Origin of the sequence: Ramlibacter humi (genome assembly GCF_004681975.1) — a bacterium.
GTDB classification, from domain to species: Bacteria; Pseudomonadota; Gammaproteobacteria; order Burkholderiales; family Burkholderiaceae_C; genus Ramlibacter; species Ramlibacter humi.
The window spans coordinates 75,269-89,386 of sequence record NZ_SMLK01000005.1; the positions used below are offsets into that span (position 1 = coordinate 75,269).

The 14,118-nt window shown below is 67.7% G+C and carries 11 protein-coding genes; 5 read left to right on the top strand and 6 right to left on the bottom strand.

Going from position 1 to position 14,118, the window contains the following annotated elements; translation table 11 throughout:
• Positions 1 to 29: 29 nt before the first annotated feature.
• Complete coding sequence (locus EZ216_RS15160) at positions 30 to 1,694, top strand: Na/Pi cotransporter family protein (protein WP_135250626.1); 1,665 nt, start codon at positions 30 to 32, stop codon at positions 1,692 to 1,694.
• Between the two features lie 7 nt (positions 1,695 to 1,701).
• Here EZ216_RS15160 and EZ216_RS15165 read toward each other — a convergent pair whose 3' ends face one another.
• The 6 genes from EZ216_RS15165 to EZ216_RS15190 are packed head-to-tail and all read right to left on the bottom strand — an operon-like array spanning position 1,702 to position 8,945.
• Complete coding sequence (locus EZ216_RS15165; RefSeq protein WP_135250627.1) at positions 1,702 to 4,110, bottom strand: GcvT family protein; 2,409 nt, start codon at positions 4,108 to 4,110, stop codon at positions 1,702 to 1,704.
• A 4-nt stretch (positions 4,111 to 4,114) separates the two neighbouring features.
• Positions 4,115 to 4,972: an EamA family transporter gene (locus tag EZ216_RS15170; protein WP_135250628.1), complete on the bottom strand. Its 858-nt coding sequence runs from the start codon at positions 4,970 to 4,972 to the stop codon at positions 4,115 to 4,117.
• On the bottom strand, positions 4,969 to 5,523 hold the full coding sequence (locus EZ216_RS15175) for a phosphonate degradation HD-domain oxygenase (protein ID WP_135250629.1): 555 nt from the start codon (positions 5,521 to 5,523) through the stop codon (positions 4,969 to 4,971). The genes EZ216_RS15170 and EZ216_RS15175 overlap by 4 nt, the downstream gene beginning before the upstream one ends.
• 2 nt (positions 5,524 to 5,525) lie before the next feature.
• A complete protein-coding gene (gene phnY, locus EZ216_RS15180; protein ID WP_239024404.1) occupies positions 5,526 to 6,989 on the bottom strand; it encodes a phosphonoacetaldehyde dehydrogenase in 1,464 nt (487 codons plus the stop codon).
• Positions 6,990 to 7,004: 15 nt separating this feature from the next.
• Entirely contained in the window at positions 7,005 to 8,219 is a 1,215-nt protein-coding gene (gene phnA, locus EZ216_RS15185) for a phosphonoacetate hydrolase (protein ID WP_135250630.1), read from the bottom strand.
• Between the two features lie 18 nt (positions 8,220 to 8,237).
• Entirely contained in the window at positions 8,238 to 8,945 is a 708-nt protein-coding gene (locus EZ216_RS15190) for a phosphonate utilization associated transcriptional regulator (protein WP_135250631.1), read from the bottom strand.
• Between the two features lie 175 nt (positions 8,946 to 9,120).
• Between EZ216_RS15190 and EZ216_RS15195 the strand changes: the two genes are divergently transcribed.
• Genes EZ216_RS15195 through EZ216_RS15210 form a run of 4 tightly spaced genes read left to right on the top strand, consistent with a single transcriptional unit; the run spans position 9,121 to position 14,111 of the window.
• Positions 9,121 to 10,158: a putative 2-aminoethylphosphonate ABC transporter substrate-binding protein gene (locus tag EZ216_RS15195; RefSeq protein WP_135250632.1), complete on the top strand. Its 1,038-nt coding sequence runs from the start codon at positions 9,121 to 9,123 to the stop codon at positions 10,156 to 10,158.
• Positions 10,159 to 10,182: 24 nt separating this feature from the next.
• Positions 10,183 to 11,232 carry a putative 2-aminoethylphosphonate ABC transporter ATP-binding protein gene (locus EZ216_RS15200; protein WP_135250633.1) on the top strand — a complete coding sequence of 350 codons (1,050 nt, stop codon included), beginning with the start codon at positions 10,183 to 10,185 and terminating at the stop codon, positions 11,230 to 11,232.
• The gene (locus tag EZ216_RS15205) at positions 11,233 to 12,978 is read left to right on the top strand and encodes a putative 2-aminoethylphosphonate ABC transporter permease subunit (protein WP_135250634.1); all 1,746 of its coding nucleotides are present in this window, start codon (positions 11,233 to 11,235) and stop codon (positions 12,976 to 12,978) included. It abuts the gene before it with no gap.
• Between the two features lie 14 nt (positions 12,979 to 12,992).
• Positions 12,993 to 14,111 (top strand): 2-aminoethylphosphonate--pyruvate transaminase, encoded by a 1,119-nt coding sequence (locus EZ216_RS15210; protein ID WP_135250635.1) that lies wholly within the window; start codon positions 12,993 to 12,995, stop codon positions 14,109 to 14,111.
• The last annotated feature ends 7 nt before the right edge of the window (positions 14,112 to 14,118 follow it).

Consider the following 14,118-nt stretch of genomic DNA (forward strand, 5'->3'; position numbering starts at 1 on the left):
CGCGCGGCGTATCATTGGATGCTTCAAGAATGAAGCATCTGTTGAACCTCCTGGCGGCCATCGCGCTGCTGGTCTGGGGCACCCACCTCGTACGCACCGGGATCCTGCGGGTCTTCGGCGCCAACCTCCGGCAAGTGCTGGCACGCAGCATCGGCAACCGGTACACGGCGGCCCTGTCCGGCATCGGCGTCACCGCGCTCCTGCAATCGAGCACCGCCACCGCGCTGATCGTCTCCGCCTTCGTCGGGCAGGGGCTGATCACGCTGCCGCTCGCCCTGGCCGTCATGCTGGGCGCCGACATCGGTACCAGCCTGGTCACGGTGGTGTTCTCGTTCGATCTGTCCTGGCTGTCGCCGCTGCTGATCTTCACCGGCGTGGTGCTGTTCATCTCGCGCCCGGCCACCAACGTGGGCCGCTTCGGCCGCGTGCTGATCGGCCTGGGCCTGATGCTGCTGGCCCTGCGCCTCATCTCGGAATCCACCGGCATCATGGTCCGCTCGCCGGTGGTCAAGGCGCTGCTCGCGTCCATCAACAGCGACCTGCTGCTGGAGATCACCACCGGCACCGTGCTGGCGCTGATGTCGTATTCCAGCCTGGCCGTGGTGCTGCTGGTGGCCACGCTGGCGTCCACCGGCATCGTGCCCGTCGAGATGGCCCTGGGCCTGGTGCTGGGCGCCAACCTCGGCAGCGGCCTGCTGGCGGTCATCACCACCGCCAAGGCGCCGGTGGAAGTGCGCCACGTGCCCCTGGGCAACCTGCTGTTCAAGATCGTCGGCGTCGCCATCGCCGCGCCGCTGATCGGCGCCTGGCTCAAATACCTGCGCCCCTACCTGCCCGGCGACGCTTCGACGGTGGTGCTGTTCCACCTGTCGTTCAACGCCATCATGGGCGCGCTGCTCCTGGGGGCCACCGGGCCCATCGCCCGCGCCGTGCTGCGCCTGCTGCCCAAGCCGCAGCAGCCCGCCAGCAGCCGCCCGCACCACCTGGACCCCACGGCGCTGGGCACGCCCTCACTGGCCATCTCGTGCGCCGCGCGCGAAGCGCTGCACCAGGCCGACGTGGTCGAATCCATGCTGCTGGGCGTGCTGGCGGTCATCAAGAACAACGACCTGCGCCTGGCCGAGGAACTGCGCAAGCTGGACGACACGGTGGACGAGCTCTATTCGGCCATCAAGTACTACCTCACCAAGATCTCGCGCGAAGCCCTGGGCGAAGAGGAAAGCCGCCGCTGGACCGACATCATCAGCTTCACCATCAACATGGAGCAGATCGGCGACACCATCGAGCGCATCCTGATCGACATCGAGGACAAGAAGATCCGCAAGGGCCGCAACTTCTCCGATGCCGGCATGGCGGAGATCTGCGAACTGCACGCCCGCCTGATCGACAACCTGCGCCTGGGCATGAGCGTGTTCCTCAACGGCTCGGTGCGCGACGCGCAGAAGCTGCTGGAAGAAAAGGCCCGCTTCCGCGACCTGGAACACGCGTACGCGTCCACCCACCTCGAACGCCTGTCCGGCAACACCGTTCAGAGCATCGAAACCAGCTCGCTGCACATCGACCTGATCAGCGACCTGAAGCGCATCAACTCGCACATCTGCTCCATCGCCTACCCGATCCTGGAATCGGCGGGCGCGCTGGCGCCCAGCCGGTTGCGCAGCGAAGTGCTGGCGCCGAAGGAATCGGCGATCTAAGGCCTTTTCAGGCCTTGGGCGGCCACTGGTCGTACAGCCGCACCGGCACGACCTCACCCCACAAGTCGATCGATGCCTGCGTGCCCGCGTGGGGCGCGTTCGCAAGCGCCTCCCGCACGTAGCCCAGGGCCACGCAAGCACCCGCCAGCGGACTGAAACCGGCCGACGTGATCTCGCCGACCGGTTGGCCCTCGTGCAGGATGGTCTCCCCGCCCCAAGGCCACGCATCGCCCTGCACGACCAAGGTCACCAGCTTCTTGCGCAGCGGCTTGCCGCGCGCCGCCAGCAAAGCCTCGCGCCCCAGGAAAGGCGCGGCCTTGTCCAGCTTCACGCTGAACCCGAGGCCCGCTTCCCACGGTGATTCGTCGGGCCCCAGTTCGGCACCCCAGGCACGGCGGCCCTGCTCGATGCGCAACGCGTCGAGCGCGTAGTAGCCCGCGTCGCGCAAGCCCAGGTCCGTGCCTGCTGCGGACAGCGCCAGGTACACGTGCCGGGCCATCTCCACCGGCACGTACAGCTCGAAGCCCGGCCCGCCGACGTAGCTCATTCGCGCCGCCCGCACGCGCGCGTGCCCCAGGTCGATCTCCTTCGTCCAGGAGAACTTCAGCGCGTCCGGCGACAGGTCGTCCGGACTCACGCGCGACAGCAGTTCGCGCGCCCGCGGCCCCATCACGGACAGCACGCTGTACATCGCCGACACGTCGGTCAGCACCGCGAACTGGTCTTCGCCGATGTGGCGGCGCATCCAGTCCGCGTCGCGCGCGGCCTGGGCCGAGCCGGTGACGATCAGGAAACGGTCCGCGGCCTGCCGCATCACCGTGAGATCGCTCTCGATGCCGCCGCGCTCATTGAGCATCGGCGTGTAGACCATGCGGCCCACCGGCACGTCCATTTCGTTCGCGCACAGGCGCTGCAGCACGGCCAGCGAATCGCGGCCCTGCAGCAGCAGCTTGGAGAACGAGGTCTGGTCGTACAGCGCCACGGTTTCGCGCGTGGCGCGCTGCTCCTCGCGCATCCACGGCAGCCAACCCGGCGTGCCCAGCGTGTCGGCAGGTTTGTCCACGCCCGCGGGCCGGAAGTAGTTGGCCCGCTCCCAGCCGTTCTTGCTGCCGAACTCCGCGCCCTTCGCCGCGAGGAGGTCGTACAGCGGCGACGTGCGCAGCGGCCGTGCGGTCTGCAGTTCCTGCCGCGGCCAGCGCATGGCGTAGTGCAGGCCCAGCGTCTCGCCGGTGCGCTCGGCCAGCGCCTTGCGGTTGCCGGTGAAAGGGCCGAAGCGGCGGATGTCCACGTCCCACAGGTCGGTAGAAGGCTCGCCGCCCAAAATCCATTCCGCCATCAGCCGCCCCGCGCCGCCGCTGTTGGCGATGCCGGCGGAATTGAAGCCCGCGCAGACGAAGTAGCCGCTCAATTCCGGCGCTTCGCCCAGGATGAAGTTGCCATCGGGCGTGAAGCTCTCGGGCCCGTTCAGCAGCATCTTGACCTTCGCGGTCTCCAGGCACGGCGTGCGGTGGATCGCGTTGGTCATCAGAATCTCGAACTGGTCCCAGTCCTCGTCCAGCAGCTGGAACTGGAAGGTCGAGGGGATGGGGTCCACCTTCCACGGCTTGGCCTGGGGCTCGAAGCCGCCCATCAGCAGGCCGCCCACTTCTTCCTTGTAGTAGATGAAGCCGTCGGGGTCGCGCATCACCGGCAGCATGGGGTGCACGCCTTCGATGCGATCGGTGACGATGTAGAAATGCTCCGCCGGGTACAGAGGCACGTTCACGCCCGCCAGAGCGCCGAACTGGCGCGCCCACTGGCCGCCGCAGTTGACGACCACCTCGCACCGCACCTCGCCTTGGGCGGTGCGCACGCCCACCGCGCGGCCGTTCTCGATGACGACGCCGGTGACTTCGACCTTCTCCACGATCTTCACGCCGCGATTGCGCGCGCCCTTGGCCAACGACATGCACAGGTCGGCCGGGTTGGCCTTGCCATCGCCGGGCAGCCAGATGGCACCTTGCAGGTCGTCGGTGCGCATCACCGGGTACAGCTCGCCCGCCTGCCGGGGCGAGATCTCCTCGCACTCGACGCCGAAGCTGCGTGCCAGCGCCAGCTGCCGGCGCAGGACTTTCATGCGTTCGGGCGTGCGAGCGACGTTGACGCTGCCGCATTGCTTCCAGCCCGTGGCCAGTCCCGTCTCCTGCTCCAGCGTGGCGTACAGCTCGATGCCGTAGCGGCTCATGCGGGTCATGTTGCGGTTGGGGCGCATCTGGCCCACCAGGCCCGCCGCGTGCCAGGTGGTGCCGCTGGTCAACTGCCCCTGTTCCAGCAGCAGCACGTCGGTGCAGCCCATCTTCGCCAGGTGATAGGCGGTGGAGCAGCCGGCGATGCCGCCGCCCACGATCACCACCCGCGCATGTGTCGGCAGGTTCATGGTTTCACCCCAATCTCAAGGCGATGACGCCGCCGGCGATGACCACCGTGCCGACGGCGCGTCGCACGGTGAACGCCTCCTTCAGCAGCCAGGTGCCCATCAGCGCGGCAAACAGAACGGAGGTTTCGCGCAATGCGGCGACCACCGCCACCGGCGCTCGCGTCATCGCCCACAAAGCGATGCCATAGGAGCCAAGCGACGCGGCGGCACCGACGGCCGCGAGCGGCGCCCGCGCCCGCGCATACGGCCAGGCGATCCCGAAGCCGCGCCGGTACAGCACCAGCAAGGCGAACGGCCATCCATCCAGCACGAACAGCATCGCCACGTACTGCAGCGCGTTGCCGCCGGCGGCGTTGGAAGCCCGCACGCCCAGCGCATCGATCACCGTGTAGCTCGCGATGACCACCGCGTTCGCCAGCGCGAAGCCCACCGCTTTGGGCCGCTCCAGCGCATGGCTGGACAGGCCCAGCACCAGCACGCCGGCGGAAACACCCAGCACCCCGGCCCAGGCGCCCGAGGACAGGCTCTCGCCGATGGCCAGCGCCGACGACAGCGCCACCAGCACCGGCCCCAACCCGCGCATCAGCGGGTAGGTCAGGCCCAGGTCGCCATGGCGGTAAGCGCCGGTGAGCGCGATGTAGTAGCCGATGTGGATGACCACCGAAGCGGCGATGTACGGCCACGCCGCCGCGGGCGGCAGGCCGGCGACCAGCGCCAGCGGGATGCCGATCAACGAGCCGATGAGATGAATGACCGCCGTGTCCAGCGCCTTGTCGGTGCTGGACTTCACCATCGCGTTCCAGCTGGCGTGCAGCAGTGCGCCGAACAGCACTGCCGCCGCGACGCCCCAGGTCAGCGTCATGAGGCACGCAGGGCGCAGCGGCGGGCGCGCTCCAGGTAGTGGGCCAGCGGCGGCGTGGGCAGGCGCGCGACCTTGGCCAGGTCGTCCCACACGCGCAGGCGCACGGCGTCGGCAGCGCCGGGGCGCGCGATGAAGTCTTCCGCCTCGTCCTGGCTGAAGACGCCGCCCTGCAGCTGCAGCGAACGCTTCGAATCGTCGGACAGGCTGTCGTGGTACCCCGGCCGGATGGCGCACAGGTAGCGCTTGGCGTCCACGTGGCCGGCGATGGCACCCAGCACGCGTTCGGGAAACAGGCCGCGCAGATACGGAACGGCGCGGTGCTGGTGTTCGTCGTCCACGCCGCGCAGCGTCGGCGTCTCGCCGAAGTCCTGCACCAGGTGGCCCAGGTCGTGCAGCAGCGCCGCGGTGACCAGTTCGTCGTCCGACTTCGCCCGCTCCGCCAGCAGCGCGGTCTGCAGCGCGTGCTCCAGCTGCGTGACCGGCTCGCCGGTGTACTGCTCGCCGCCACGCTGGTCGAACAGCCGCTGGAGGTCGTCGAATGCCAGCGCCATGCTCAGGCCCAGGGCAGCGAGTACGTCTTGAGGTTGGTGAAGCTCTTCATCGCTTCCTGCACCCCTTCCTTGTAGCCCAGGCCGGAATCCTTGATGCCGCCGAAGGGTGTCAGCTCCAGCCGGTAGCCCGGCACCTCGCGCACGTTGACGGTGCCCACGTGCAACTCGTTGACGAAGCGGGTGATGTGGTCGAGGCGGTTGGTGCACACCGCGCTGGACAGGCCGTACGCCGTGCCGTTGGAGATGCGGATGGCCTCGTCGATGTCCCTGAAGCGGATGATGGGCGACACCGGGCCGAAGGTTTCCTCGCGTACCACGGTCATCTCGGGCCGAACGTTGTCGATCACCGTCGGCGCATACAGCGCGCCGCGGCGCTGGTTGCCCGCCAGCAGGCGCGCGCCCTGGCCCACGGCTTCCTTCACGCGCGATTCGAACAGCATGGCCGCGTGCTCGTCGATCACCGTGCCCATGTCGCTGGCCTTGTCCAGCGGATCGCCGTGCTTCCAGGCCTTGGTCTTCTCCACCACCATCTCGGTGAAGCGGCCGGCCACGGCTTCGTGCACCAGCATGCGCTTCACCGCGGTGCAGCGCTGGCCCGAATTCTTGTACGAGCCCTGAATCGCCAGCGACGAAGCCTCTTCGAGGTCGGCGTCTTCCATCACGATGATGGGATCGTTGCCGCCCAGTTCCAGCACGACGCGGCGGTAGCCGGCCTTGGACGCGATGTACTTGCCGATGGCGACGCCGCCGGTGAAGGTGATGAGGTCCACGCGCGGATTGGTCAGCAGCTCGTCCGCGATCTCGCGCGGGTCGCCCGTCACCACGCTCAGCATCTCCGGCGGCAGACCCGCCTGGTACAGGATGTCGGCGAAGAAGATCGCCGAGAACGGCACCTTTTCCGAAGGCTTGAGCACCATCCGGTTGTTGGTGGCCACGCTGGGCACCACCTTGTGCGCCACCTGGTTCATCGGGTGGTTGAACGGCGTGATGGCGCTGATGACGCCCAGCAGCGGCGAGCGTTGCGTGTACACGCGGCGCTTCTTGCCGTGCGGCGTGAGGTCGCAACTGAAGATCTGGCCGTCGTCCTTCAGCACCTCGTTGGCGCCGAACAGCAGCACGTCGCTGACGCGGCCCGCTTCGTACAGCGAGTCTTTCAGGCAAAGCCCGGATTCCGCGGTGATGAGCCCGGCGACATCGTCCAGGCGCTCGCGGATGATGGCCGCGGCCTTCTGCAGGATGCCCGCGCGCTCGGCCCGCGTGAGCTTGGGCTGAAAAGCATGCGCCGTCTCGAACGCTTCGCGCACTTCGTCCAGCGTGGCCTTGGGCACGCTGCCGATGCGCTGTTCCGTGTGCGGATTGAAGACCGGGATCACGCGGTCGCCGTCGCGCCCGTCGCCCACCTTCCGGCCGGCGATGCGCATGCGGTCCAGGCCGTGCTCGCGGATGAAGTCAGGGATGCCCGTCATGCGCCAGCTCCTTGTTCAGGCCACGTGGTTGAGGGCCAGGTCGAACGCGTCGAAATTGCGCCAGCGGCGCGCGGGGTCGATGCCGGTGAGCTTGCGGTTCACCACCAGCGGTACGCGCTGCTCGCTGATGCCGCCGTGCGAACGCAGCGGCGCGTCCAGGCCCGACAGGTCGTGGCGCGAAGCGGAGGTGCCGATGACGGTGAAGCGCTCGGACACGCACACCAGGTCGCCGATGCGGTCGGGCGGCAGCTCGAAGCGTTCCGCCGCGGCGCCGCGTTCCAGCACCACCTCCATCCCGGGCAGCCGGCGCAGCTTGTCCGCCATCGGCGCAGCCGCGGTGCCAGCGGGCAGGTACACGGTGGCGAACGAACCCAGCGCACCGTGGTGCACCACGTAGGGATCGGTGATGGGAAGGATGACGCGGGCGGCGCCTTCGCCCAGCTCGCGATCGAACCAGTCCTGCAGGTAGATCACCTGCGGGCGGCCATCCAGCCCCACCTTGGAATTCATGCCGTGGTCGGCGGTGAGCGCGATGACGCAACCCATCGCTTCCAGCTGGCCCAGGTAGCCGTCCATCATCGCGTAGAACGCGTTGGCTTCCGGCGTTCCAGGCGCGTGCTTGTGCTGCACGTAGTCGGTGGTCGACAGGTACATCACGTCCGGCCGGCGCGTCTGCATCAGGCGCACGCCGGCGGCGAACACGAACTCCGACAGGTCGGCGCTGTACACGCTGGGCACCGGCTTGCCCACCAGTTGCACCACGCCGTCGATGCCGTTCTCTTCGATCGTGCACTGGTCAGCCTTCTCGGAAGAGAAGCAGATGCCTTTCATGCCGTGCCCCAGCAGGCGGCGCAGCTTGTCCTTGGCGGTGACGACGGCGACCGAGTGCCCCGCGTCCGCCAGCGCCGCGAGCAGCGAGGGCGCGCGCAGCCACTTCGGGTCGTTCATCATGACCTCGGTGCCGCTCGCGGTGTCGAACAGGTAGTTGCCGCAAATGCCGTGCACGCTGGGCGGCGCGCCGGTGACGATGGACAGGTTGTTCGGGTTGGTGAAGCTGGGCACGACGCAATCGGCGACGAGGCCCGAGCCTTCGGCCAGCGCCTTCTTCAGCCACGGCATGTGGCCGGCGGCCACGGCCTGGGCCAGGTAATCGGGTTCGCACCCGTCCACGCAAACCACCACGGTGGGTTGCGTGGGGCGGCGGTAGCTTCGGTGATTGACGGTGAGCATTCAGCCCTCCTTGGTGGTTCAGCCGGCCGCGGCCTGCGGCGGCCGCGACTGGCGGCGCAGGTCGTTGGCGATCGTGCGCTGCTTGCTGTCCATGACGTGCTGGGACATCGCCTTGCCGGCCGCTTCGGCGTCGCCCGCCGCGATGGCCTTGACGATGGAACGGTGCTCGCCGGCGGAGATCGGCAGCAGCCAGCTGTCGGCCAGGTTCAGGCGGCGGAACAGCGACAGCTCCTTGATCAGCTTGCGGTAGATGGCGGTGAGCTTGCGGTTGCCGGCCATCTCCACCAGCCGGTCGTGAAACTTCAGGTTGAGCAGGTGGTAGTTGTAGGCGTCCTGCGCCTTCACCGCCTTTTCCATCGCATCCACCAGGCTGCGCACTTCCTTCAGCTGGGCGGTGGTGATGTTGGCGGCCAGTTGCCGGCCCACCAGCTCGTCCATCGCGGCGCGCAGGTCGAAGATCTCCACCGCTTCGTCGATGGGAATGTCGCGCACGAACACGCCGCGGTTCTTTTCGGTGCGCACCAGGCCGGCTTCTTCCAGCATCCGGAAGGCCTCGCGGATGGGCCCCCGGGAAACCCCCATCTTCCGCGCCAGCGCGGCTTCGATCAACTTATCGCCCGGCGCGTACTCGCCCGCCAGGATGGCCCGCTCCACCTCTTGCTGCACCACGTTGGCCAGCGAGCTGGTCTGCAGGAGTGCGATGGTCGGGTGCAACGCGCTGGCCATGACTCGATTAAACCAGCGCGCTCGGGATTGTCAACAATCTGCAAAAAACAATTGACAAGCTCAGGGGTGCAGTCGTTCAATGGACCGCCAGAACGCGCTTCCCGGGGAGGGCACGAATCGTGCAACGCGCGTGAGTAGGTCCGCCATTCCATCGTTCATCCGTCAAGGAGTCCTCATGCGTGTGTCCCGCCTTCTCTCCACCTTGCTGGCCTGCGGCCTGGCCGCCTTCGCCGGCGCCGCGTCGGCCCAGAAGACCCAATTGCTGGTCTACACGGCGCTGGAGACCGACCAGATCAAGGCCTACCAGGAAGGCTTCAACAAGGTCCACCCCGACATCGAGATCAAGTGGGTGCGCGACTCCACCGGCGTCATCACCGCCAAGCTGCTGGCCGAGAAAGCCAACCCGCAGGCCGATGCCGTGATGGGCGTCGCCGCTTCCAGCCTCGCGCTGCTGGACAAGCAGGGCATGCTGGAGCCGTACGCGCCGATCAACCTCGACGCGATCATGAGCCAGTACCGTGACAAGAAGAAGCCGCCGGCCTGGTGGGGCATGGACGTCTGGGGCGCCACGGTCTGCTTCAACACGGTGGAAGCGCAGAAGCGCAACATGCCCAAGCCCGAAACGTGGAAGGACCTCACCAAGCCCATCTACAAGGGCCAGATCGTGATGCCCAACCCGGCTTCGTCGGGCACCGGCTACTTCGACGTCACCGCCTGGCTGTCGCTCTTCGGCGACGACAACGGCAAAGGCGGCGGCTGGAAGTTCATGGACGGCCTGCACGAGAACATCGCGCAGTACACCCATTCCGGCTCCAAGCCCTGCAACATGGCCGCGTCCGGCGAGTACGTGATGGGCATCTCCTTCGAGTACCGCGCCAACACCAACAAGGCCAAGGGCGCGCCCATCGAACTGGTGTTCCCCAAGGAAGGCCTGGGCTGGGACCTGGAAGCCTTCGGCATCCACAAGGGCACCAAGAAACTGGAGGCCGCCAAGAAGCTGGCCGACTGGGCTTCCAGCAAGGACGCCATGCTGCTGTACGGCAAGAACTTCGCCATCACCGCGCAGCCGGGCGTGGCCGCGCCGCTGGCCAACGTGCCCAAGGACTACGAGGCGCGCCTGGTGAAGATGGACTTCAACTGGGCCGCCGAGAACCGCGAGCGCATCCTGGCCGAGTGGACCAAGCGCTACGACTCGAAGACCGAGAAGAAGTGACCCGGAAAGGCTGAGAGTCTGGCGATGCAGGAACTGTCCCTCGAACTGAAGCACATCCGCAAGGCGTTCGGGGGCTTCACGGCCCTGCAGGACATCAACCTGTCGATCGGCCGCGGCGAATTCGTCTGCTTCCTCGGCCCTTCGGGCTGCGGCAAGACGACGCTGCTGCGCATCGTCGCGGGCCTGGAGGTGCAGACCTCGGGCGAGGTGTGGCAGGCGGGGCGCGACATCTCGCGCCTGCCGCCCGCCGAGCGCGACTACGGCATCGTCTTCCAGAGCTACGCACTCTTCCCCAACCTCACCGTCGCCGACAACGTCGCCTACGGCCTGGTCAATCGCAAGTCACCGAAGGCCGACATCGCGCGCAAGGTGGCCGACCTATTGAAGCTGGTCGGCCTGCCGGGCAGCGAAGCCAAGTACCCGGCGCAACTGTCCGGCGGCCAGCAGCAGCGCATCGCGCTGGCGCGCGCGCTGGCCACGTCGCCCGGGCTGCTGCTGCTGGACGAACCGCTTTCCGCGCTCGACGCGCTGGAGCGCGTGCGCCTGCGCTCGGAGATCCGCGCGCTGCAGCAGAAGCTGGGCGTCACCACCATCATGGTCACGCACGACCAGGAAGAGGCGCTCGCCGTCGCCGACCGCATCGTGGTGATGAACAACGGCCTGATCGAGCAGGTGGGTTCGCCGCTGGAGGTGTACCGCGAGCCGGCGTCCCCCTTCGTGGCCGATTTCGTCGGCAAGGTGAACGTGCTGCCCGCGCAGGTGCGCGACGGCATGGTGCACTTCGGCGAACTCCGCGTGCCGTGCGATGGCCCGGCACGCGACGCGCGTGTCTACCTGCGTCCCGAAGACGTCCTCGCACGCCCCATCGCGGATGGCGACCCGCACGTCTTCGACGCCAGCATCGAGAAGATCGAGTTCCTCGGCTCCTATTGCCACGTGCACGTGGCCTCGCCCGCCATCCAGCCGGGCAAGCTGACGGTGTACCTGTCGCTCAACTACCTGTCGGAAGCCTCGCTCTCGGTCGGCTCGCCGCTGCGGCTGAAGCTGCTGCCCGAGCGGCTGAAGGTGTTCTGAATGTCCGCCGTGCTGCCCACCACGCCTGCCCAGGCGCAGACCACGGTGCGCCAGAACGCGCACTGGAGCGACCGCGTGGCGCATGCCGTGCTGGCGCTGGTGGCATTGGCGCTGGTCGCCTTCCTCGCGCTGCCGCTGCTGTCCATCCTGCTGCACGCGCTGCAGGGCAAGGACGGCGAGTTCGTCGGCGCGCACAACTTCATCGAGTACGCGCGCAATCCCGCATTGCTGGGCAGCCTGTGGAACTCGTTCTGGGTGTCGACGGTGGTCACCGCTATCGTGGTGCCGCTGGCTTTTGGCTTCGCCTACGCGCTCACGCGCTCGTGCATGCGCCTGAAGCCGCTGTTCCGCGGCATCACGCTCATCCCGCTGCTGGCGCCCTCGCTGCTGTCGGCCATCTCGCTGATCTACTGGTTCGGCAACCAGGGCGTGCTGAAGTCGTGGCTGGTGCACGCGGGCATCGACTCCATCTACGGCGCCCCGGGCATCGTCATCGGCGAGTGTTTCGCCATCTTCCCGCACACGCTGATGATCCTGGTGTCGGCGCTGGCGCTGGCGGACGCGCGGCTGTACGAAGCCGCCGACGCGCTGGGCACCAGCCGCGCGCGCAAGTTCTTCACCATCACGCTGCCGGGCGCCAAATACGGCCTGATCTCCGCCGCGCTGGTGACGTTCACGCTGGTGGTCACCGACTTCGGCATCCCGAAAGTGATCGGCGGCAACTTCAACGTGCTGGCCACCGACATCTTCAAGCTGGTCATCGGCCAGCAGGACTTCGCCAAAGGCTCCGTGGTGGCCATCCTGCTGCTGGTGCCGGCGGTGGTCACCTTCGCGGTCAACCACCTCGTCAGCCGCCGCCAGACGGCCATGCTCACCGCACGCGCGGTGCCCTACTCGCCGAAGCATTCACCCGGCTTCGACCGCGCGATGACGGCCTACTGCACGCTCATCGCGCTGCTGATGCTGGCGATGATCGGCATGGCGGTGTTCGCCTCTTTCGCCAGCTTCTGGCCCTACAAGCTGGAGCCCAGCCTGCGGCACTACCTGTTGGGCCTGAACGACGCCGAAGCCGGCGAAGCTTTCGTCAACAGCCTGATGATGGCCGGCGGCACCGCGGTGTTCGGCACCATCCTGGTGTTCTGCGCCGCCTACCTGATGGAAAAGACGCCCGGCGGCCGCGGCGGCTGGGCCGTGCCGGCGCTGCGCGGCATCGTGGGCGGGCTGGCGATGCTGCCGATGGCGGTGCCCGGCCTGGTGCTTGGCCTGGGCTACATCTTCTTCTTCAACGCGCCCGGCAACCCGCTGGGCGGGCTGTACCACACGCTGGCGCTGCTGACGCTGTGCACGGTGGTGCACTTCTACACGACCGGCCACCTCACCGCGGTGACGGCGCTCAAGTCGCTGGACGGCGAGTTCGAGAACGTCAGCGCCTCGCTGAAGGTGCCGTTCTTCAAGACCTTCCTGCGCGTGACGGTGCCCATCTGCCTGCCCACGCTGGTGGACATCGCGCGCTACTTCTTCGTCAACGCCATGACCACGATCTCCGCGGTCGTGTTCCTGTATTCGCCCGAGACCAAGGTGGCATCCGTCACCATCCTGAACCTCGACGAAGCCGGCGAGATCGGCGCGGCCGCCGCCATGGCGATGCTGATCTTCGCCGTTTCCACCGTGGCCACGCTGCTGTTCATGGCCGTGGCCTGGTGGGTGCAGCGCCGCACGCAGGCCTGGCGAACCGTGACCCGATAAGGATTGGAGACACCATGGACCGTGAACGCATCCTGCTCACGCCGGGCCCCCTCACCACCACGCTGCAGACCAAGCTGGCCATGCTGCGCGACTGGGGTTCGTGGGACGCGGACTTCAACGCCGTCACCGCGCGCGTTCGGTCCAGCCTGCTGAAGGTCATCCACGGCGAGCAGTCCCACGTGGTCGTGCCCCTGCAAGGCAGCGGCACCTTCAGCGTGGAAGCCGCCGTGGCCACCGTGGTGCCGCGCGAAGGCCACGTGCTGGTGATGGACAACGGCGCGTACTGCAAGCGCGCCGCGAAGCTCACCAGCCTGATGGGCCGCAAGTGCACGGTGCTGGACTTCGACGAGGCGGCGCAGGTGTCGCCCCAGGTGCTGGACCAGAAGCTGGCGCAAGACCCCAGCATCACGCACGTGGTGATGATCCATTGCGAAACCGGCGCCGGCGTGCTCAACCCGCTGCGGGACGTGGCGATGGTCTGCGAGAAGCGCGGCAAGGGCCTGATCGTCGATGCGATGAGTTCGTTCGGCGCGCTGCCCATCGACGCGCGCGAGGTGCGCTTCGACGCCCTCGTCGCCGCCAGCGGCAAGTGCCTGGAAGGCGTGCCCGGCATGGGCTTCGTGTTCCTGCGCAAGGCCATCCTCGACCAATGCGCGGGCAACAGCCAGTCGCTGGCCATGGACCTGTACGACCAGTACCAGTACATGGAGAAGACCACCCAGTGGCGCTTCACGCCGCCCACGCACGTGGTGGTGGCGCTGGCCGAAGCCATCGCGCAGTTCGAAGCCGAAGGCGGCCAGCCCGCGCGCCTGGCCCGCTACACCGACAACTACCGCACGCTGGTGGACGGCATGGCGCGGCTGGGCTTCATGCCCTTCCTGGATCCTTCCATCCAGGCGCCCATCATCGTGACCTTCCACGCACCCGGCGATTCGCGCTACGACTTCAAGGCGTTCTACAACGCCGCCAAGGCCAGCGGCTTCATCCTGTACCCGGGCAAGCTGACCCAGATCGAAACCTTCCGCGTCGGCTGCATCGGCGCCATCGGACGGGTGGAGATGCAGCAGGCCGTGCACGCCGTCGAACTGGCGCTGCAGGAACTGGGCATCGCTTCCGGAGAGCCCGCGATCTGACATCCCC

Coding starts and splice junctions, on each gene's coding strand:
- EZ216_RS15210 (WP_135250635.1), top strand. CDS start 12,993: ATGGACCGTGAACGCATCCTGCTCACGCCGGGCCCCCTCACCACCACG.
- EZ216_RS15200 (WP_135250633.1), top strand. CDS start 10,183: ATGCAGGAACTGTCCCTCGAACTGAAGCACATCCGCAAGGCGTTCGGG.
- EZ216_RS15165 (WP_135250627.1), bottom strand. CDS start 4,110: ATGAACCTGCCGACACATGCGCGGGTGGTGATCGTGGGCGGCGGCATC.
- phnA (WP_135250630.1), bottom strand. CDS start 8,219: ATGCTCACCGTCAATCACCGAAGCTACCGCCGCCCCACGCAACCCACC.
- EZ216_RS15160 (WP_135250626.1), top strand. CDS start 30: ATGAAGCATCTGTTGAACCTCCTGGCGGCCATCGCGCTGCTGGTCTGG.
- EZ216_RS15195 (WP_135250632.1), top strand. CDS start 9,121: ATGCGTGTGTCCCGCCTTCTCTCCACCTTGCTGGCCTGCGGCCTGGCC.
- phnY (WP_239024404.1), bottom strand. CDS start 6,989: ATGACGGGCATCCCTGACTTCATCCGCGAGCACGGCCTGGACCGCATG.
- EZ216_RS15175 (WP_135250629.1), bottom strand. CDS start 5,523: ATGGCGCTGGCATTCGACGACCTCCAGCGGCTGTTCGACCAGCGTGGC.
- EZ216_RS15170 (WP_135250628.1), bottom strand. CDS start 4,972: ATGACGCTGACCTGGGGCGTCGCGGCGGCAGTGCTGTTCGGCGCACTG.
- EZ216_RS15205 (WP_135250634.1), top strand. CDS start 11,233: ATGTCCGCCGTGCTGCCCACCACGCCTGCCCAGGCGCAGACCACGGTG.
- EZ216_RS15190 (WP_135250631.1), bottom strand. CDS start 8,945: ATGGCCAGCGCGTTGCACCCGACCATCGCACTCCTGCAGACCAGCTCG.